This window comes from Pseudoxanthomonas sp. PXM01, assembly GCF_014851815.1.
Classification (GTDB): Bacteria; Pseudomonadota; Gammaproteobacteria; order Xanthomonadales; family Xanthomonadaceae; genus Pseudoxanthomonas_A.
Genome location: NZ_JACVAJ010000002.1, coordinates 26,368 through 46,354 on the forward strand (window position 1 = coordinate 26,368; position 19,987 = coordinate 46,354).

The following is a 19,987-nucleotide window of genomic DNA, read 5'->3' on the forward strand; positions in this document are numbered from 1 at the left end:
CAGGCACCTGCATCGCCTGCCAAGGAAGCTTCATGTCACGTCAACGCCGCTCGTTCTTCGCCTATTCCTCCGCGCTGCTCGGGTTGCTCAGCCTGATGGCCGTGGCCTGCTTCCATTTCCCGGAACTGCTGACGAGCAAGGAGTTCCGTGCGGCCTACAACGAACAGTTCGCCCGCCATCTGCTGCTCGTTGGCCTGGCGGCCGCCTTCGCGATGGGCACGTGGGCGATCCTGCGCGACCGCAACAAGCGCATCGCGATGATCGGCGTGGGCAGCGCCACGCTTGCCGTGCTGCTGGGCGGCACCAACGTGCAGTTCGATGAGATCGGCAAGACCCCGTATTCGCTGGGACTGGACTGGTTCGTCATTTCGCTGTTCTTCTCGGCGCTGGTGTTCGTACCGATGGAACACTACCTGGGCAAGCGCCGGATTTCGCCGCTGCGCTCCGGTTGGCGTACCGACGTCACCTATTTTTTCATGAGCCACATGCTGGTGCAGTTCATCCTGATCCTGGTGACTGCGTCCACCTCGACGATTGCCGGACTCGCTGCGTTCCCGGCATTGAAGAATGCGATCCAGTCGCTGCCAGTGTGGGCACAGTTCCTGATCGCGGTCTTCGTCGCCGACCTGGCGCAGGCGCTGCTGCACCGCGCGTACCACAACATCCCGTGGCTCTGGCGCTTCCACGCCGTGCACCACTCCAGCCGCGAGATGGACTGGTTGGCCGGGTCGCGCATCCATATCGTCGAGATCGTGCTCACCCGCAGCGCCGTGCTGCTGCCGCTGCTGGTGCTGGGTTTCTCCACACCGGCGGTGAATGCCTACGTGATCCTGGTCGGCCTGCAGGCCGTACTGGCGCACGCAAACCTCGGCATCCGCTTCGGCTGGCTGGAGTACCTGCTGGTGCTGCCGCGCTACCACCACTGGCATCACGCACGGCACAAGGACTACCTGGACGTGAATTACGCCATCCACCTGCCTTTGGTGGACATGCTGATGGGCACGTTCAAGCTGCCACCGAAGCAGGAGGACTGGCCGGAGGAGTACGGCGTGATGAAGCTGGAGACGGTGCCGCGCGGCATCCTGCGCCAGCACCTGATGCCGTTCCAGGGCGGGAAGAAGTTCGACGAGTACGTGGATTGAGTAGCGCGACGGTCGATGAGGGAGCGACGTAAGTCGCGAAGATGCGTCACCATGCGGACGACTGGAAAAGCTCGCGACTTACGTCGCTCCCACAAGACACACCCCCGTTACGTCCAGTCCGTCAGTCCCTCGCGGGCGTAGACTTCCTTGAAGCTCGGCAGCGCCTTCATGCGTTGCGCGTAAGCCTGCAGCACCGGCCAGGTGTCGGTCGGCGCCGGCATGTTGCGCGACCAGCGCATCAGCATCGTCAGCAGGAAATCGGCCGCCGTGCGTTGCGTACCCAGAAGATACGGGCCGTGCGCTTCGAGGTGGTCGGCGACCTGTCCCCAGGCCTTTTCCAGCTTCGCCCGCGCGTGGTCCTGCGTGGCCTGGATGTTGGCCTCGCCGGCAATCTCGTCCGAATAGAACCAGGCCCGATACGCCGGCATCAGCGTGTTGGCGCAGAACAGCATCCAGCGGTAGTACTGCGCCCGTTGCGTGCTGGCCACCGCTGGCGCCAGTTCGGCGCGCGGGTGCGTGTCGGCCAGGTGCATCAGGATGGCGGCGGTCTCGGTGATCACCTGCCCATCCATCACCAGCGTGGGTACCACGCCGGCGGGGTTGAGCTTCAGGTAGGCGTCCGACTTCTGGGCGCACTTGTCGAAGTCCAGCTCATGCAGCTCGTGCGGAATGTCGAGTTCGATCAGCAGCCAGTGCACGACCAGGCTGGCGGTGCTGCGGGAATAGTAGAGCGTGGTGTTCGGCATGACGGACTCCGGAACGATCACAGATGGGGGGCAGGACGACGCTCGTGCAGGTGCAGCAGCGGGAAGGGGTTTCCACTGGCGTCCACGGGTGAACGTCCGCCCACCTCGAAACCATGGGCCTGGTAGAACGCCAGTGCGGAGGGATTCTGCTCGTTGACGTCCACCGTCAACGCCCCCTTGCGGTGGCGCGCATGCGCCAGCAGGGCCTGGCCGCAGCCGCGTCGAAAGAACGCCGGATCGACGAACAGCGCCTCGACGTGCGCATCGGTCAGCGCGACGAAAGCGACGATATCCTCTGGCAATTCCGCGAGCCACACTTCCAGTTGGGGCAGCGCCACATCGCGCACGACGGGCAACAGCGACTGGATATCGGCCTCGGTCAGAAAACCATGCGTCGCGCGTACGGACGCCAGCCAGACCGCCAACAGACGTGGGTGGTCGAAGGCGGTGGCGGGCCTGATCGTGATCACGGCGCCGTGTCGACGTTGCGGATCAGGCGACCACCACCGGAATCTTCCCGATCCGCGCCTGCCATTCCTTCGGTCCCGTCTGGTGCACCGACGTGCCCTGCGAATCGACAGCGACGGTCACCGGCATGTCCTGCACGGTGAACTCGTAGATCGCTTCCATGCCCAGGTCGGCGAAACCGACGACCTTCGCCGCCTTGATCGCCTTGGACACCAGGTAGGCTGCGCCGCCAACTGCCATCAGGTAGGCCGACTGGTGCTTGCGGATCGCTTCGATGGCGGCAGGACCACGCTCGGCCTTGCCGACCATGCCCAGCAGGCAGGTCTGCGCCAGTACCTGTTCGGTGAACTTGTCCATGCGGGTGGCCGTGGTCGGGCCGGCCGGGCCGACGACCTCGTCGCGCACCGGATCGACCGGGCCGACGTAGTAGATGAAGCGGCCCTTCAGATCGACAGGCAGTTCCTCGCCCTTGTTGAGCATGTCGACCATGCGCTTGTGCGCGGCGTCGCGGCCGGTCAGCAGCTTGCCGTTGAGCAGCAGGACTTCGCCCGGCTTCCAGCTGGCGACGTCTTCACGCGTCAGCGTGTCGAGATCGACGCGACGGCCCTTGGAGGCGTCGTAGGTCAGTTCCGGCCAGTCTTCCAGCGAGGGCGGGTCCAGCATCACCGGGCCGCTGCCGTCGAGGGTGAAGTGTGCGTGGCGGGTGGCGGCGCAGTTCGGGATCATCGCCACCGGCAGGTTGGCCGCATGGGTCGGGTAATCCTTCACCTTGATGTCGAGCACCGTGGTCAGGCCGCCGAGGCCCTGCGCACCGATGCCGAGCGCGTTGACCTTCTCGTACAGCTCCAGGCGCAGCTCCTCGGCACGATTGCTGGCGCCGCGGGCCTGCAGATCGGTGATGTCGATGGCCTCCATCAGCGATTCCTTGGCCAGCAGCATCGCCTTCTCGGCGGTGCCGCCGATACCGATGCCGAGCATGCCCGGCGGGCACCAGCCGGCGCCCATCGTCGGCACGGTCTTCAGCACCCAGTCGACGATCGAGTCGGACGGATTGAGCATCGCGAACTTCGATTTCGCCTCCGAGCCGCCGCCCTTGGCGGCGACGATCACGTCGACGGTGTTGCCCGGCACGACCTTGACGTTGACCACGCCCGGCGTGTTGTCCTTGGTGTTGGTGCGCTTGCCGGCCGGATCGGCCAGCACGCTGGCGCGCAGCTTGTTGTCCGGATGGTTGTAGGCGCGGCGCACGCCCTCGTGGACCATGTCTTCGACACCCATCGTGGCGTCGTCCCAGCGCACGTCCATGCCGATCTCGAGGAACACAGTGACGATGCCGGTGTCCTGACAGATCGGGCGGTGGCCTTCGGCGCACATGCGCGAATTGATCAGGATCTGGGCGATGGCGTCCTTCGCCGCCGGCGATTCCTCACGCTCGTACGCGGACGCAAGGCTCTTGATGTAGTCGACCGGGTGGTAGTAGCTGATGTACTGCAGGCCGTCGGCGATGGACTGGATGAGGTCTTCTTGCTTGATCGAGGTCATGGGACGTAAAGCCGGGGGCTGCCGGTGGGGTAGCGGGCGGAAGCGCCCATTTTAGGCCAAAGTGACTCCCCGCCCGCCTGTCACGCCACGCCGCCCTGCCCCGTCTTTGGTCGCATGAACGCCGAAACCACCTTCGAAACCCACCGTGCCCGCCTGTTCGGGCTCTCCTACCGCCTGCTCGGCAGCCGCAGCGATGCCGAGGATGTGGTCCAGGACACCTGGTTGCGCTGGCAGCAGACCGATCGCAGCGGCATCCGCGACGCGGAAGCCTGGCTGGTCACCGCGACCACGCGTCTCGGCATCGACCGGCTGCGCGCTGCTCGCCTCCAGCGCGAGCGCTACACCGGTCCTTGGCTGCCCGAACCTGCCGAGATCGACGAATCCCCCACGCCCGAGCACGCCGCCGACGTCGCCGAACAGGTGTCGCTGGCTTTCCTGGCGGTGCTGGAGCGGCTCGGCCCGGAAGAACGTGCCGCGTTCCTGCTGAAGGAAGCCTTCGACTACGACTACGCGCAGATTGCGCCCCTGCTGGGTCAGAGCGAGGCGAACTGCCGGCAGATGGTCCATCGCGCCCGCGAGCGCGTGCAGGCGGGGCGCCCCCGCTTCGACGTGCCGCCGGAGAACCATCGCCGCCTGCTGGAGCGTTTCATGCAGGCGGCACGCCGTGGCGACCAGCCCGCGATCGCCGCGCTGCTCCGCGAGGACGCGCAACTGGTCTCCGACGGCGGCGGCAAGGCACAGGCGGTCATCCGCCCGCTGCTGGGCGCGGTACGCATCGCGCGGCTGTTCTGGGCCGCCTATCGCCGGCAGGACCCGGCCATGGCCTGGCGCATGGGAACCGTCAACGGTGAACCGGCGATCCTGCGCTACCGCAACGGCGCGCTGGTCGCGGTAATGGTGGCGGTCAGCGATGGCGACCGCATCACCCAGCTGTACACCGTCGCCAACCCGGACAAGTTGGGTGCATCTGTCACGGCGGGCGATGCTGGCGCGTCCTGGTAGTGAAAGGTGGCCAGCGTGGCCGCCATTGAGGCACTGACATGAGCATGAAGTTCCATCGCGTCGACTATCCCAAGCACGTCCCCGAGGCCTTCCGCAGCCTGTACGCCCTCAGCACCGCGCTCCACAACGGCGCGCTGGGCAAAGAGTTCCTCGAACTGGTCTTCCTGCGGGTTTCGCAGATCAACGGTTGCGCCTACTGCATGGACATGCACAGCACGGCGCTGCGCAAGGCCGGCGTGGAGACACGCAAGCTCGATACGCTCGCCGGCTGGCGCGACAGCCGTTTCTTCGATGCCCGCGAGGGCGCCGCGCTGGCCTGGGCCGAGCAACTGACCACGCTGCCGTCGGGCGCACCGGCCGATGCCACCTACGAGGCACTGAAGGAACACTTCGACGAACACGGCATCGCCGAACTGACCATGGCCGTGGCGACGATCAACGCCTGGAACCGCCTTGGCGTGGGCATGCAGCCGATCCTGCCCTGACCGCCGAACGCTCGCGGGCCCGCCATGCCGGCGGCACAATGCCGGCATGGATACCCTCGTCCTCATCCTCGACCTGGTCGGTACGTTCGTCTTCGCCCTCAGCGGCGCCACACTGGGCGTGCGCCGTCGCCTCGACCTCTTCGGCGTGCTGGTGCTGTCGTTCATCGCCGCCACCGCCGGCGGCATCACCCGCGACCTGCTGATCGGCGCCACGCCGCCAGCTGCACTCAGCGACTGGCGCTACCCGGTGACCTCGCTGGCGGCCGGCATCGTGACGTTCTTCTGGGCGCCGCTGATCGAGAAGCTCCACCACCCCGTACGCCTGTTCGATGCGATGGGGCTGGCGCTGTTCGCTGTGGCGGGCACGCAGAAAGCGCTGGAGTACGGCATCTCGCCACCGATGGCTGCCGCCATGGGCATGCTGACTGGCATCGGGGGCGGCATCGCCCGTGACGTCCTGCTGGCGCAGGTGCCGCTGGTGCTGCGTGCCGAGCTTTACGCGGTGGCTGCACTGGCGGGCGCGCTGGTCGTCGCCGCGGGTCACTGGTTGGCCCTGCCCGCCCTGCCCTGCGCCCTGGTCGGCGCCGGCCTCTGCTTCGGGCTGCGCATGATGGCCGTGACCTATGGCTGGCATCTGCCGATCGCCCTGCAGTCCGGCGGCGACGGCGAACCGCCCGGGCCACTGAAGTGACCTGCGGATGCGCCCAAGCGTGCCGGGCCGCCGACGAGTCGTGAGGGCACCCGGCGATGGGGGCGGTAGCATGGCGCCACCTGCGTTCTGATCGACACCATGGCCATCGCCACCTCCCATCCGCTGGCTCTGCCGCGCCAGCACGTCTTCTGGCTGTTGCACCTGACCGGCTGGGGCGCCTACGTCGCCCAGGGCTGCCTGTACGCGGTCGCCCACGGCAAGCCGTCCGGCTACTGGGTGGTGCCGGCCACCGCCGCGACCATGGGCGCGCTGGTTACGCTGGGCCTGCGCTACGTGCTGAAAAGCTGCTGGAGCCTGCCGCCGCGCCGGTTGCTGGCGCTGATGGTCCCGCTGATCCTGGCCAGTTCGGCCGTCATCGATTTCGTCACCCGCGAAGTGCTGGTCGACTTCTGCGAGACCTGCAAGCCGACCACGCAGCTCGAATTCATCGCCTACTCGCTGGGCTACATCTACGTGCTGCTGGCCTGGGTGGGCGCCTACATGGGCATCAAGTACTACCAGCAGCTACAGGACGAAACCGCGCGCGCGCTCGCCGCCCGCAGCATGGCGCACCAGGCGCAGCTGAAGATGCTGCGCTACCAGTTGAACCCGCACTTCCTGTTCAACACGCTCAACGCGATCTCCACGCTGATCCTGGACCGCGACAACGCCACCGCCAACCGCATGGTGCAGGGCCTGTCGTCGTTCCTGCGCCACTCGCTGGACAACGATCCGATGCAGCGCGTGACGCTGCGGCAGGAACTGGACGCGCTGACGCTCTACCTGGACATCGAGAAGATCCGCTTCGCCGAGCGCCTGCGCATCGAGACCGGCATCGACGAGGACTGCTGGCGCGCGTTGCTGCCCAGCCTGCTGCTGCAGCCGCTGGTGGAAAACGCCATCAAGTACGCGGTCGCCAAGCAGGTCGCCGGAGGACTGCTGCGGATCGAGGCCGAGCGCGATGGCGACCAGCTGGTGCTGCGCGTGATCGACGATGGTCCGGGCTGCAGCGCCCTGGCCGGCGACCAGCTGCCGCCCGGCAAGGGCGTGGGTCTGCGCAATACGCGCGAACGGCTGCATGTGCTGTACGGCGAGGACAGCGGCTTCTTCGTGCGCAATCTGGAGCGCGGCATCGAGGTGACGCTGCGCCTGCCGTTCGAAACCTCGCAGACGCTGGGAGACTGACGCATGGAGGCCAGTGCCCACGCACCGCTGCGCGCCATCATCGTCGACGACGAGCCGCTGGCCCGTCGCGGCCTCGAGATCCGCCTGGCCGTCCATGCGGACGTCGAGATCGTCGGCCACTACGGCGATGGCGCCTCGGCCATCGAAGGCCTGCGCAAGCACCGGCCGGACCTGATGTTCCTCGACGTGCAGATGCCGGGCATGGATGGCTTCCAGACCCTGCGCACGATCCCCGCCAGCGAGATGCCGCTGGTCGTCTTCGTGACCGCCTACGACCATTACGCCATCCGCGCCTTCGAGGCTTCCGCGACCGACTATCTGTTGAAGCCGGTGGAAGAATCGCGTCTGGCGCAGGCCCTGGTGCGCGTGCGCCAGGCTCGCGCGCAGCGCGAGGCCAGCGGCCACTGCGCCCACCTGCTCGGCCTGCTGGGCGAGCTCAGCGGCCGGCCGCCACTGGACCTCGATGAGGCCCTCAAGCCGGATGCCCTGGACCTGTTGCGACGCGAGGAAAAGCTGGCGGTACGCGACGGCGGCCGCACCGTGCGCGTGGACCTGCACAGCATCCGCTGGATCGACGCGGCGGGCGACTACATGTGCATCCACACCGATGGCGACGCGCCCAACGGCAACACCCTGATCCTGCGCGCGACCATGCGTGAGCTGGAAAAGCAGCTCGACCCGCAACGTTTTCCGCGCATCCACCGCTCCACCATCGTCAATGCGCGCCGCGTCGTCGAGATGCGGCCGCACACCAACGGCGAAAGCTTCCTGCTGCTCGACTGCGGCCAGGAACTGAAGCTGTCGCGCAGCCATCGCGACAAGCTGGCGATGCTGCTGTAGCGGACAGCGGCATTCCATATTGTGGGAGCGACGTAAGTCGCGAACCCGGGGACACCACATCGCCTGAAAGCGATCGCGACTCACGTCGCTCCCACAACAGACATTCCCTTCGCGTGTAACCCGGATTCTCGATCCTCGGTTCGTCGTACCGCGTTCTCCGCTCGCCGCAATCCGCGGCAGCGCATGACTTCCGGGCCATAGCCGTACAAGAAGACGCGCGCATCGTGCGCACCGCCGACCACCACGCGGACCCGCACGATGAAACTCACCGACGCTTCCCTGCGCAATCCGGCCGCCGTCGCGGTCGTCGTGGCGATGGTCTGCGCATTCGGCCTGATGAGCCTGGGCAAGTTGCCGCTGCAGCTCTTTCCCGACATCGAACGTCCGCAGATGTCCATCCAGACATCCTGGCGCGCCGCCTCGCCGCAGGAAATGGAGTCGGAGATCGTCGAACCCATCGAAGCCGTGATGCAGGGGTTGCCGGGGCTGGAAGAGATCGCCTCCAACGTCAACGCCGGCAACAGTTTCATCAACCTGACCTTCGCGGTCGGCAGCGACATGGACGCGATGCTGGTGGAAGTGCTGTCGCGGATGAACCGCCTGCAGCCGCTGCCGCGCGATGCGACCCCACCCGTCGTGCAGGCCGGCGCCGACAACGCCAACAACTCGCTGACGTTCTTCTTCATCCAGAAACTGCCCGGCACGAGCGGCGACATCCTCGACTACCGGCAGCTGATCGAGGACCGCATCGTGCCGCGCCTGACCTCCGTCGACGGCGTGGCCGGCGTCGAGATCAACGGCGGCGCCGAGGACGAGCTGACCATCACCCTCGACCTGGAGCGTGCCGCCGCGCTCGGCATCCAGGTCCCGGATGTCGCCGCCGTCGCCGCGCGCGCCACCGACGTCTCCGGCGGCGTGGTGGAAGCCGGCCGCCGCGAGTACGTGCTGCGTTTCGCGGGCCGCTATTCGCCAGACGCCATGGGCGACCTGATCCTGGCCTGGCGCGACGGACGTCCGGTGCGGCTGGGCGACGTGGCCGCGGTCGAGGTGAAGCGTCCGGAGCAACGCTTCTTCGCCTACCAGAACGGCAACCCGGCGATCGGCCTGCGCATCCTGCGCGAGAGCGGCGCCAACGTGCTGGATACGCTGGACGAAGTGAAGCGCGTGGTTGCCGACGTGCGCGAGGAGGAATTGAAGCCGCTCGGTCTCGACATCGCGCAAAGCTTCGATGCATCCGTGTTCATCAACCGCGCGCTCGGACTGCTGTCGGGCAGCCTGACCGCCGGCGTACTGCTCGCCATCGGCTGCCTGTGGTGGTTCCTGCGCGATGTTCGGGCCACCGCGCTGATCGCCTGCGCGATTCCCATCTCGCTGCTCGCCACCTTCATCGTGCTGCAGCTGACCGGCCGCAGCCTCAATGTCATCTCGCTGGCCGGCCTGGCATTCGCCGTGGGCATGGTGATGGACGCGGCTGTCGTGGTGGCCGAGAACATCGTCCGCCTGCGCGAGGAAGGGATGCCAGCGACACGGGCGGCGCTGGAAGGCACCCGGCAGGTCGGCGGCGCACTTGTCGCATCCACGCTGACGACCGTCGCCGTGTTCCTGCCGGTGATCTTCATGGACGACGTGGAAGGCCAGCTCTTCGCCGATCTTGCGCTGACCATCTCCATCGCCGTGGGCATCTCGCTGCTGGTCGCGGTCACCGTACTACCGGCCGCCGCCGGCACCTGGCTGCGCACGCGGCCCGGCGACGCCGCGCAGCACCGTGTGTGGTCGCGCATCAGTGATTGGGCATTGCGCACCACGGAAGGTCGCAAGCGCCAATGGGCGTGGGTGGGCGGCCTGGTGCTGGCGCCGGCGCTGCTTGCCGCCCTGCTGATGCCGCAGATCGACTACCTGCCGCCGGTGAAGCGTGCCGCGGTCGATGCCTTCTTCAACTTCCCGCCCGGCATGAGCCCGGAACGCGTCAACCGCGAAATCGCGCCGGTCATCCTGGAACGCATGCGGCCCTACATGGACGGCGAGAAGGGCCCGCAGCTCAGCAACTGGTACCTCAACGTGTGGCCGGGCGGCGGCTCGCTGGGCGCGCGCGTGGTGGACCCGGACGACATCGGCGAGCTGGAGCGCATCGTTCGCGACGAGATCGTCGTCGGCTTCCCGGACACGCGCGCGTTCGCCAGCGAAGGCGAACTGTTCGGCAGCTTCGGAGGTTCGGCCCGCGCCATCGCCATCCATCTGCAGCATGGCGACGGCGACGCGCTGACGCGCGCGGCAGAGGCCGGACGCAAGCTGCTGTCCGAGCGGTTCGCCGGCGCCAACGTGCAGGCATGGCCGAATGCGGACGCGGGCACGCCCGAACTGCGCATCCGGCCCGACGACCGCCGGCTGGCCGAAGTCGGCTGGCGTCGTCCGGAACTCGGGACCGTCGTGCGCGTGCTCGGCGATGGCCAATGGCTGGGCGAGTACTTCGACGGCGACCGCCGCCTGGCCATCATCCTGCGCAGCAACCGCGGCGACGACGTGGAACGCCTCGGCGCCGCACCACTGGCGACGCCCCAGGGCGGCGTGCTGGGCCTGGCCTCGCTCGCGCAGGTGGACACCGTGCTGGCACCGAACCAGCTGCGCCGCATCGACCGCCGCCGTACGGTGACGCTGACAGTCGACCCGCCCGCGGCGATGTCGCTGGAGGAGGCGCTGGACATCGTCAACGACGAAATCGTGCCGTCGCTGCGCGACGCCCTTCCGCCCGACGCTGCCATCCGCATCTCCGGCAGCGCGGACCGGCTGGGCGAAGTGGTGCGCAGCATGGGCATGAACTTCGCGCTGGCACTGGTCGTGCTGTTCATGCTGATGGCGGCCATGTTCAAGTCGCTGCGCGACAGCGCGTTCGTCATGGCCACGCTGCCGATGGCGGTGCTGGGCGGCGTCGCGGGCCTGCGCGTGCTCGATCTGGCCGCCGGGCAGACGCTGGACCTGCTGTCGATGATCGGCTTCATCATGCTGCTGGGCATGGTGATCAACAACGCCATCCTGCTGGTCGCGCAGGCGCGCGAAGCGCAGGCCGCCGGCGCCTCGCTGGACGAAGCATTGAAGCAGGCGCTCGACCAGCGTCTGCGGCCGATCCTGATCGCCGCCCTCACCGGCGTCCTCGGCGCGCTGCCGATGGCGATCAACCCCGGCCCGGGCGCGGTGATCTACCGCGGACTGGCCGCGGTGTCCGTCGGCGGCGTGGCGCTGAGCCTGCTGTTCACCGTCGTCCTGGTGCCTGCGCTGCTGCGCCTGGCCGGCGAGCGCACGCCACGCCCGGCACGCGATGCCGACGCCGCCCTTTCCCCTGCCGTGTCCTGACCCCTGCTCTGGAGAACCCTATGCGTACCCTGCCCAAACTGCTGATCGCCTCTGCGCTGGCCGGCGTCCTCGCCCTCCCCCTGGTGAAACTGGACGCCGATGCCAGCGCGCCTGCCGACAAGGCCGACGCCCCGCCTGCCATCGTCAGCGTCGCACCCGCCGTCAGTACCGCGTTCGCGCCGCGGCACTGGTCGCCGGGCAGTATCGTCAGCCGCCGCGATGCCCGCGTGGCCAGCGAACAGGAGGGTCGCGTCGTCGAGGTGGCCGAGGTCGGCCAGCGGGTGCGCAAGGGACAGGCGCTGGCGATGCTGGACGATACCGCCCTGCGCCTGCGCGAACAGGAAGGCCAGGCCGACCTCGCCCGCATCCAGGCCCAGTTGGCGCTGGCCAACCGGCAGGAGCAGCGCTACGCGCAACTCGCCGCGCAGCAGAACATCGCCCGCGCGCAGTACGAACAGTTGCGCGCCGACCGCGACGTGCTGGCGCAGGAGCGCGCGCGCGTGCTGGCGCAACTCGCGCAGACGCGCCACCAGCGCACGCAGATGGTCGTGCGCGCGCCCTTCGACGGCATCGTCGCCGAGCGCCACACGCAACTGGGCGAATACCTGATCACCGGCGGCTCGGTGGCACGGCTGGTGGACACCGGCGCACAGGAAGTGCGTGTGCGCGCACCGGTCGACCTCGCCCGTCATCTCGGCACCGGCACCGAAGTGCGCGTCCGCAGCGCGGGCGGAGAAGGCGCCTATCCCGTCAGCGCGCTGGTACCCGTGGGCGACGAAGCCTCGCGCCAGCTGGAGCTGCGGATCGCCGTGCAGGGCCTGGACATCCCGGTCGGCACCGCGGTGGACGTGGGCCTGCCCAGCGCGGAAACGCGCATGGTGGTCGCGGTGCCGCGCGATGCGGTGGTCCTGCGCCGCGAGGGCGACTTCGTCATGCGCGTGGACACCACCGGCAAGGCCGAGCGCGTGCCGGTGAAGACCGGAGCCGAACTGGATGGACTGATCGAAGTCAGCGGCGAAGTCGCCGCAGGCGACCGCCTGATCGTGCGTGGTGGCGAACGCATCGAGCCGGGACAATCGCTCGACATCCAGCCGCTCGGCCCGACCGTGGCGATGCGCTGACGCGGCTGCGGCCAAGGCGCGGTCCGCAGCCCCGTGCCTTCACTGACGGCGACGCCGCAAACGGGCACAATCCGGACATGCCGTCGCCCTCCCCGCACGCCGCGCCCGCACGCAATCCCACGCCCAACCTGCGCGAGCGCTTCGATGCGATGCGCAACCTCGGTCCGTTCCTGCGCCAGATCTGGCAGACCAGCCGCCCGCTGACACTGGCCAGTCTCGGCCTGCGCCTGCTGCGGGCGTTCATGCCGGTGGTCACGCTGTACATCGCGAAGCTGATCATCGACGAGGCCATCCGCCTGGTCGGACTGGGCCTGGATTTCAGCTCGCTCGGCGATGCCTGGCGCAGCGGACAGCTCGACACGCTGGCGACGCTGCTGGCGCTGGAGTTCGCACTGGCCATCGGCTCGGACCTGCTTGGCCGGCTGGTGAGCTATGCCGATGCGCTGCTGTCGGAACTGTTCACCAATGCGACCAGCGTGCGGCTGATGGAGCACGCCGCCACGCTCGACCTGGAGGATTTCGAAGACCCCGACCTGCAGGACAAGCTGGACCGCGCCCGCCGCCAGACGATGGGGCGGATGAACCTGATGAGCCAGCTGTTCGGCCAGGTACAGGACGCGATCACCGTGGTCGCCTTCGCTGCCGGCCTGCTGGTCTACGCCCCGTGGCTGATCGCGCTGCTGGCACTGGCGCTGATCCCGGCCTTCGTCGGCGAGGCGCATTTCAACGCGCTGGGCTATTCGCTCAATTTCCAGTGGACGCCCGAGCGTCGCCAGCTGGAGTACCTGCGCCAGATGGGCGCCAGCGTGGAAACGGCGAAAGAGGTGAAGATCTTCAACCTCCACCGCTTCCTGATCGAACGTTATCGCGGGCTGGCGGAAAAGTTCTTCCTCGCCAACCGCGCACTGGCGCGGCGACGGGCGCTGTGGGGCACGGTGCTCGCCGCATTGGGAACGCTGGGCTACTACGTCGCCTACGGCTACATCGCCTGGCGCACCGTGCGCGGCGACTTCAGCATCGGCGACCTGACCTTCCTCGCCGGCAGCTTCCTGCGCCTGCGCCAACTGCTGGAAGGCCTGCTGATCGGCTTCTCCCAGGTGGCCGGCCAGGCGCTGTACCTGGACGACCTGTTCTCGTTCTTCGAGATCGAGCCGGAGATCGCCTCGCCCGCCAACGCGGCGCCGATCCCGCGCCCGATCACGCACGGCTTCGTGTTCGAGAACGTCGGCTTCCGCTATCCCGATGCCGAACGCTGGGCGGTGCGCCACCTCGACTTCCAGTTGCAGGCCGGCGAAGTGCTGGCGCTGGTGGGCGAGAACGGCGCCGGCAAGACCACGCTGGTGAAGCTGCTCGCACGCCTGTACGACCCGGACGAAGGCCGCATCCTGCTGGACGGGCGCGACCTGCGCGAATACGACATCGACGACCTGCGCGCCAACATCGGCGTGATCTTCCAGGACTTCGTGCGCTACCACCTCACCGCCGGCGAGAACATCGGCGTGGGCCGCATCGAGGCGATGCAGGACCAGGCGCGCATCCGCGCCGCCGCCGCGCGCGCGATGGCCGACGAGGTGATCGACGGCCTGCCGCGCGGTTACGACCAGATGGTGGGCCGCCGCTTCAAGAACAGCGTGGACCTCTCGGGCGGTCAATGGCAGAAGATCGCCATCGCGCGCGCCTACATGCGCGATGCGCAGGTGATGATCCTGGATGAACCGACGGCTGCCCTCGACGCGCGTTCGGAGTTCGAGGTCTTCCAACGCTTCAAGGAATTGTCGGACAATCGGACCGCGGTGCTCATTTCGCACCGCTTCTCCAGCGTCCGCATGGCCGACCGCATCCTGGTCCTAGACCAGGGCCGCCTGGAAGCCAGCGGCACCCACGAACAACTCATGGCCGCCGGCGGCCGTTACGCCGAACTGTTCGAACTGCAGGCCGCGGGTTACCGCTGATTTTCCCCCACAGGAGATACGACGTTGCGCCACGCCCACCACCGACTCGCCACCGCCCTCCTCCTCGCGCTGCCGTTGGCCGCCTGCGATTCCTCCGCCAGCGGCGACGCCGCCAAGGGCGCCACGCCCGCCGCCGCACAGGCCGCCCCCGCCAGCCAGCCGTCGCAGATGCTGGCCAGCGCCAAGGGCCAGATCCGCGTGACCCGCGTGGCGAGCGGCCTCGACCATCCGTGGAGCCTGGCGTTCCTGCCCGATGGCGCGCTGCTGGTCACCGAGCGCAGCGGCCAGTTGCGCCGCGTCGGTGCCGATGGCGCGGTGTCCGGTCCGATCAAGGGCGTGCCCGCGGTGTACGCCACCGGTCAGGGCGGACTGCTCGATGTCGTGCTCGCGCCCGACTTCGCCAGCAGCCAGCGCATCTACCTGAGCTACGCGGAGGCGGGGAGCGGCGGCACGGCGGGCACCGCCGTCGCTTACGGCACGCTGTCGGGCGACACGCTGGCGGACGTCAAGGTCATCTACCGCCAGGAACCCAAGCTCGAAGGTCCCAACCATTTCGGTTCGCGCCTCGTGTTCGACGACGCGGGCCATCTCTTCATCAGCCAGGGCGAGCGCAACCACCGTCCGACCGCACAGGAGCTGGACAAGCTGCAGGGCAAGCTGGTGCGCCTGAACTTGGACGGCAGCGTGCCGCAGGACAATCCCTTCGTCGGTCGCAAGGGCGTGCGCCCCGAGATCTACAGTTACGGCCACCGCAACATGCAGGGCATGGCGCGCGACCCCCGTACCGGCAAGCTGTGGCAGAACGAGCACGGCCCGCGCGGCGGCGACGAGATCAACCTGCCGGAAGCCGGCAAGAACTACGGCTGGCCCACCATCACCTACGGCATCAACTACTCGGGCCAGCCGATTCCCGAAGCCGAAGGCAAGGCGAAGGCCGGTATGGAACAGCCCTACCACCTGTGGGAGAAATCGCCGGGCGTTTCCGGCATGGCGTTCCTCGTGGGCAAGCCCGACAGTCCGTGGAACGACAGCCTGTTCGTCGGTGCGCTGGCCGAGCGCAATCTGATCCGCCTGACCCTGGACGGCGACAAGATCCTGGGCGAAGAACGCCTGCTCAACGAGATCGGCGAACGCGTACGCGATGTGCGCGTGGCGGCCGACGGCAGCGTCTACGTCGTCACCGACGAGGACGACGGCAAGGTCTGGCGCATCGAAGCGCCGCAGGCGCCGTGAGCACGGCGATGCGACGCCTCCTGTTCGCCAGCGCTGTGTGCTGCGCATCGCTGGCGCATGCGCAATCGCCCGCCGATTACGCGGACGCCAAGGCCCGGGCCGACGCGGACGAGGCCTCGCTGCCCGCCACTGCCGCCAGCGCCATGCGCGACGCACAGGGCGCCGCGCTGGACGCCGCGATCACCGGCTGCGCCACACCCACGGCGGACACGTCGCCGTTCGTGGTGGTGGCGGAACTGGATGCCACCGGCAAGGTGGTGCGCACGTGGCGCGACGGCGCCACGCCGCTGGCGATCTGCGTGCAGAAGCAGATCGCCGGCAGCGCGCTGTCGGCGCCGCCGCGCGCACCGTTCTTCACCTCGTTCGAGCTGAGTTTTACCCGATGAGCGACACGACCGCCGACATCAATGCGCTCCTGCGCGCCCGGCTCCCCGCCGGCGCGCCGCTGCAGATTCCGCCGCCCTGCCTGCTCGACATGCAGGGCGAACCGGTCGAGTACGTGGAAGGCCAGTCGCTGGCGATGCGGTTCCCGGTGCTGCCGCGTTACCAGAATCCGATCGGGCACATGCAGGGCGGTTTCATCGTGGCGGCGCTGGACAACACGCTGGGGCCGTTCTCGTACCTGATCGCGCCGCCGAGCGTCACCACGACGCTCAATACGCAGTACCTGCGGCCGGTCACGCCGGAGATGCCGCACATCATCTGCCATGCAAAGTTGGTGGAGCGCACGCGCAACCAGTTGTTCCTGGCCGGCGAAGCTCGCGACGACGCGGGGCGTGTGTTGGTGATGTGCCAGGCGGTGTGCCAGATCCTGCCGCAGAAGGCGGGCTGAGGCTACTTAAGCGGACCGGCACGCTAGAGCCCCTCTCCCATCGGGAGAGGGGTTGGGGTGAGGGGCAACGAAGTCGTACTTTTCCGACTACCGGAAATCCATCCACACCCGCGATTCACTCGAAACGTACACGCCTCGGGTGTGCCTTTCTGAAAGTTCGTCTTGAGCCACGCATGGTGTCGCTCGCCGCGGAGGCCTTACTTTTCTTTGCTTGTGCAAAGAAAAGTAAGCAAAAGAAACACACCCCGGCGGTCCGCCCGCCGCTACGCGGCGGGTGCGCAGTCCCGTCGGGAATCTTCGGACGGGGCATCCTGCCCCGGCGGAAAACGCCGCACATCCTTGTGCGGCGCCCCTGCGGGGTTTTACCCGCCGGGACTGCCGGACCTCAGGGGGCCCAGAAGCAGCACCAGAGAGGTCGACGCGAGCTTTTGCTTTTGCTGTTGGTGTTGCCTTCGGGCCCCCATGAGGCACGGCGAACGGGCCGGGCAAAACCCGAAGGGCGCCGTCATGGATGACGGCGTTTCCGTATGGCACATGGATGTGCCTTACGGAAATTCCCGACCCGCTCGCGGACCCGAAGCGAGGCGCAGGGCGTGCCGCCTGGGGCGTGTTTCTTTGGTTCCTTTCTTTGCACGAGCAAAGAAAGGGACGCCCCCGCGGCGAGCGGCGCCATGCCTGAAAAAGAAGACCCATCCCGCAAGGCCGTCAAACCAACGACATCGTGGATGTTGTGCCGGGCGGAGCAACCCGAAGAAACGGGCTTCGTCGCCCCTCACCCCAACCCCTCTCCCGCAGGGAGAGGGGCTCAACAGCTCAACGCCACTCGAACCGGTCCCCATCCAGCATCGCCGGAAATCGCTCCCGATGCGCCGTCAGCGCCTCCGCCGAAATCGTCGTCGTCACCACGCCCTCGCCCGCCGGCAACTCCACGACAGGCTGCCCGAGCATGTCGATCACCGCGCTGTCCCCGCTGTACTCGTGCCCGTTGCCATCGACGCCCGCGCGATTCACGGCCGCCACGTAGCACAGATTCTCGATCGCCCGTGCCCGCAGCAGCGTCTTCCACGGATACGCCCGTGGTGCCGGCCAGTTGGCGACGAAGAGCTGCAGATCGAAGTCGAGCTGTCCAGGCCGTTCGACGTCGTAGCGGTTGCGCGCGAATACCGGGAAGCGCAGGTCGTAGCAGACCAGCGGATTGATCCGCCAACCTTTCCATTCCACCGTCAGCCGGTCGCGACCGGCGGCATAGCGCTTGTGCTCGTTGGCATAACGGAACAGATGGCGCTTGTCGTAATGCTTCAGCCCACCGTCCGGCGTCGCGAACAGCAGGCGGTTGAACACGCCCTCCGCCGTGCGCAGTTGCACGCTGCCGGTGACCGCGGCATCGAGTGTCGCGGCCTGCTCGCGGATCCACGTGATCGTCGGGCCGTCCATGCCTTCGGCCTGGTCGATGGCGTCGTTGCTGAAGCCGCTGGTGAACGTCTCCGGCAGGATCACCAGATCGGTCTGCCCGGCCAGCGGCGCGACCAGACCACCGTAGTAATCGCGGTTGCCCGCCGGATCGTGCCAGCGGGTTTCTCCCTGGACGAGGGAAATGCGGAGATTCTGCACCGGGCCGGACGTGCTCATCACAGCGTCTTCAAGCGTTGGATGGCCGCATCCAGCGTCGCCTCGTTCTTGGCGAAGCACAGGCGCGCCAGGCGCTGGCCGGCCGGCGGAGTCTCGTAGAACGGCGACAGCGGAATGGCAGTGACGCCATGCTCGATGGTCAGCCACTTCACGAACTCGGCATCCGGCAGGTCGCTGACCGCCGAATAGTCGACCAGCTGGAAGTAACCGCCCGGCACCGGCAGCGGTTTGAACTTCGTGCCCAGCAACTGCTCGCGGAAACGGTCGCGCTTTTCCTGGTAGAACGCACCCAGTTGCTCGTAGTGCTCGGGTTCGTCGCGGATCATCGCGGCGAACGCGTGCTGCGCCGGCGCGAACGTGCAGAACACGTTGTACTGGTGCACCTTGCGGAATTCCGCGCTCAGCGCCGGTGGCGCAATCGCATAGCCGATCTTCCAGCCGGTGCAGTGGTAGGTCTTGCCGAAGCTGGACACCACGAAGGCGCGCGCGGCCAGTTCGGGGTAGCGCAGGATGGATTCGTGGCGGCGGCCGTCGAAGACGATGTGTTCGTACACCTCGTCCGAGATCAGGTAGATGCCGGTGCCTTCCAGCAGCGCGGACAGCGCGCGGATGTCGGACGCGTCGAACATCGCGCCGGACGGGTTGTGCGGGCTGTTGACGATCAGCAGGCGCGTTTTCGGCGTGATCGCCGCACGCACGCGGTCCCAGTCCACCGCGAACGTCTGCGGGTCCAGCGGCACGTGCACGGCACGCGCGCCGGCCAGGTCGATGGCGGGCTCGTAGCTGTCGTAGGCCGGGTCCAGCACGATGACCTCTTCGCCCGGACGTACGACCGCATGGATCGCGTTGAACAGCGCCTCGGTGGCACCGCTGGTCACGGTGATCTCGGTGTCCGGGTTCACCTCGCGGCCGTAGCAGCGCAGCACCTTCTCGGCGATGGCCTGGCGCAGCGGCGCCACGCCCGTCATCGGTGCGTACTGGTTGTGCCCGGCGCGCATGGCGGCGTCCAGTTCGTCCACCAGCCGCTGCGGCACCGCGAAATCGGGGAATCCCTGTCCCAGATTGACCGCGCCGTGCTCGGCGGCCAGTTGCGACATCACGGTGAAGATGGTCGTGCCCACCTTGGGCAGCTTGGTCTGGGGCTGGAACATCCCGGTTCAGGTACTCGATGAGGGGGAGAACGGAGTGTACGCGCTCACCATTACGCGCGATGATGCGGCCATGGCCGAACACAGTGTTCCCGCCAATGGCAACGGAACGGGGGATGTGCCCGACGCGGAACGTGCGCGGCTGGCCACCGCCTGGGCGGCCGCGCATTACTTCGTCACCGTCGGGCGCCAGGAATGGCTGTTCCGCACCGGCACGACCGCCGAGGACGTCGAGCGGCAGGTCATGGCCAGCCGCTATCTGTTCATCACCGCATGGAATCCGCCGCCCGGCGACACGCCGCGGCACCTCAACGACGACGCGCAGGAGCGCCTGCATGCCCGCCTGCACACGCTGGGGCTGGCGTTCCACCCCGCGCTGGGCTGCAACAACCAGGGCGGCATGGTCGAACACGGCTGCCTGGTCCTGGACGCCACGCTGGAGCAGGCCGATAGCCTGGCGCGCGAATTCGGCCAGGGTGGCACGCTGTTCTGGCACGCCGACGCACCCGTGCGGCTGCGGATGATGTGGCCGCGGCCGCCGCAGGCCGATGGCGACCCGCACACCGACTGGGTGGGCTAGGACCGCAGATTCCCGGCCGCGACCGTATGTCGCAGGCAGCCGG

Annotated in this window: 18 protein-coding genes; 13 read left to right on the forward strand and 5 right to left on the reverse strand. The window is 67.9% G+C overall.

Translation table 11 applies throughout. The features are described 5' to 3' along the window. Positions 1-32 precede the first annotated feature (32 nt). The gene (locus IB230_RS09305; protein ID WP_192271508.1) at positions 33-1,142 is read left to right on the forward strand and encodes a sterol desaturase family protein; all 1,110 of its coding nucleotides are present in this window, start codon (positions 33-35) and stop codon (positions 1,140-1,142) included. A gap of 107 nt (positions 1,143-1,249) precedes the next feature. Here the strand turns inward: IB230_RS09305 and IB230_RS09310 are convergent, their stop codons facing one another. From IB230_RS09310 to IB230_RS09320, 3 genes are read right to left on the reverse strand one after another with little or no spacing between them, the layout of a single operon-like run. Beyond that, on the reverse strand, positions 1,250-1,888 hold the full coding sequence (locus IB230_RS09310) for a glutathione S-transferase family protein (protein ID WP_192271510.1): 639 nt from the start codon (positions 1,886-1,888) through the stop codon (positions 1,250-1,252). Between the two features lie 17 nt (positions 1,889-1,905). Then, positions 1,906-2,358: a GNAT family N-acetyltransferase gene (locus IB230_RS09315; protein WP_343227294.1), complete on the reverse strand. Its 453-nt coding sequence runs from the start codon at positions 2,356-2,358 to the stop codon at positions 1,906-1,908. 22 nt (positions 2,359-2,380) lie between these two features. Then, on the reverse strand, positions 2,381-3,898 hold the full coding sequence (locus IB230_RS09320; protein WP_192271512.1) for a fumarate hydratase: 1,518 nt from the start codon (positions 3,896-3,898) through the stop codon (positions 2,381-2,383). A 114-nt stretch (positions 3,899-4,012) separates the two neighbouring features. On the opposite strand from IB230_RS09320, the gene IB230_RS09325 reads away from it, so the two are divergent. The 11 genes from IB230_RS09325 (at position 4,013) to IB230_RS09375 (ending at position 16,587) form a co-directional block, all read left to right on the forward strand. After that, positions 4,013-4,900, forward strand: a complete 888-nt coding sequence (locus IB230_RS09325; RefSeq protein ID WP_192271514.1) for an RNA polymerase sigma-70 factor — start codon at positions 4,013-4,015, stop codon at positions 4,898-4,900. 38 nt (positions 4,901-4,938) lie between these two features. Then, on the forward strand, positions 4,939-5,385 hold the full coding sequence (locus IB230_RS09330) for a carboxymuconolactone decarboxylase family protein (RefSeq protein ID WP_225589473.1): 447 nt from the start codon (positions 4,939-4,941) through the stop codon (positions 5,383-5,385). A gap of 46 nt (positions 5,386-5,431) precedes the next feature. After that, positions 5,432-6,076: a trimeric intracellular cation channel family protein gene (locus IB230_RS09335; RefSeq protein WP_192271516.1), complete on the forward strand. Its 645-nt coding sequence runs from the start codon at positions 5,432-5,434 to the stop codon at positions 6,074-6,076. 99 nt (positions 6,077-6,175) lie between these two features. Continuing rightward, on the forward strand, positions 6,176-7,261 hold the full coding sequence (locus IB230_RS09340) for a histidine kinase (RefSeq protein ID WP_192271518.1): 1,086 nt from the start codon (positions 6,176-6,178) through the stop codon (positions 7,259-7,261). 3 nt (positions 7,262-7,264) lie between these two features. Then, the gene (locus IB230_RS09345; protein ID WP_192271520.1) at positions 7,265-8,101 is read left to right on the forward strand and encodes a LytTR family DNA-binding domain-containing protein; all 837 of its coding nucleotides are present in this window, start codon (positions 7,265-7,267) and stop codon (positions 8,099-8,101) included. 258 nt (positions 8,102-8,359) lie between these two features. Next, the gene (locus tag IB230_RS09350) at positions 8,360-11,449 is read left to right on the forward strand and encodes an efflux RND transporter permease subunit (protein ID WP_192271522.1); all 3,090 of its coding nucleotides are present in this window, start codon (positions 8,360-8,362) and stop codon (positions 11,447-11,449) included. Positions 11,450-11,469: 20 nt separating this feature from the next. Next, the gene (locus tag IB230_RS09355; protein WP_192271524.1) at positions 11,470-12,570 is read left to right on the forward strand and encodes an efflux RND transporter periplasmic adaptor subunit; all 1,101 of its coding nucleotides are present in this window, start codon (positions 11,470-11,472) and stop codon (positions 12,568-12,570) included. 77 nt (positions 12,571-12,647) lie between these two features. Next, positions 12,648-14,522, forward strand: a complete 1,875-nt coding sequence (locus IB230_RS09360; RefSeq protein ID WP_192271526.1) for an ABC transporter ATP-binding protein — start codon at positions 12,648-12,650, stop codon at positions 14,520-14,522. A gap of 24 nt (positions 14,523-14,546) precedes the next feature. Next, complete coding sequence (locus IB230_RS09365; RefSeq protein ID WP_225589474.1) at positions 14,547-15,755, forward strand: PQQ-dependent sugar dehydrogenase; 1,209 nt, start codon at positions 14,547-14,549, stop codon at positions 15,753-15,755. A gap of 8 nt (positions 15,756-15,763) precedes the next feature. Further along, complete coding sequence (locus IB230_RS09370) at positions 15,764-16,141, forward strand: hypothetical protein (RefSeq protein WP_192271528.1); 378 nt, start codon at positions 15,764-15,766, stop codon at positions 16,139-16,141. Beyond that, complete coding sequence (locus tag IB230_RS09375; protein WP_192271530.1) at positions 16,138-16,587, forward strand: PaaI family thioesterase; 450 nt, start codon at positions 16,138-16,140, stop codon at positions 16,585-16,587. The genes IB230_RS09370 and IB230_RS09375 overlap by 4 nt, the downstream gene beginning before the upstream one ends. Positions 16,588-17,400: 813 nt before the next feature. On the opposite strand, the gene IB230_RS09380 is transcribed toward IB230_RS09375, so the two are convergent. Both IB230_RS09380 and IB230_RS09385 read right to left on the reverse strand, forming a co-directional pair. Next, a complete protein-coding gene (locus IB230_RS09380; RefSeq protein ID WP_192273880.1) occupies positions 17,401-18,198 on the reverse strand; it encodes an amidohydrolase in 798 nt (265 codons plus the stop codon). A gap of 17 nt (positions 18,199-18,215) precedes the next feature. Then, positions 18,216-19,367, reverse strand: a complete 1,152-nt coding sequence (locus IB230_RS09385; protein ID WP_192271532.1) for a pyridoxal phosphate-dependent aminotransferase — start codon at positions 19,365-19,367, stop codon at positions 18,216-18,218. 70 nt (positions 19,368-19,437) lie between these two features. On the opposite strand from IB230_RS09385, the gene IB230_RS09390 reads away from it, so the two are divergent. After that, positions 19,438-19,944 (forward strand): DUF3293 domain-containing protein, encoded by a 507-nt coding sequence (locus IB230_RS09390; RefSeq protein ID WP_192271534.1) that lies wholly within the window; start codon positions 19,438-19,440, stop codon positions 19,942-19,944. Positions 19,945-19,987 lie beyond the last annotated feature (43 nt).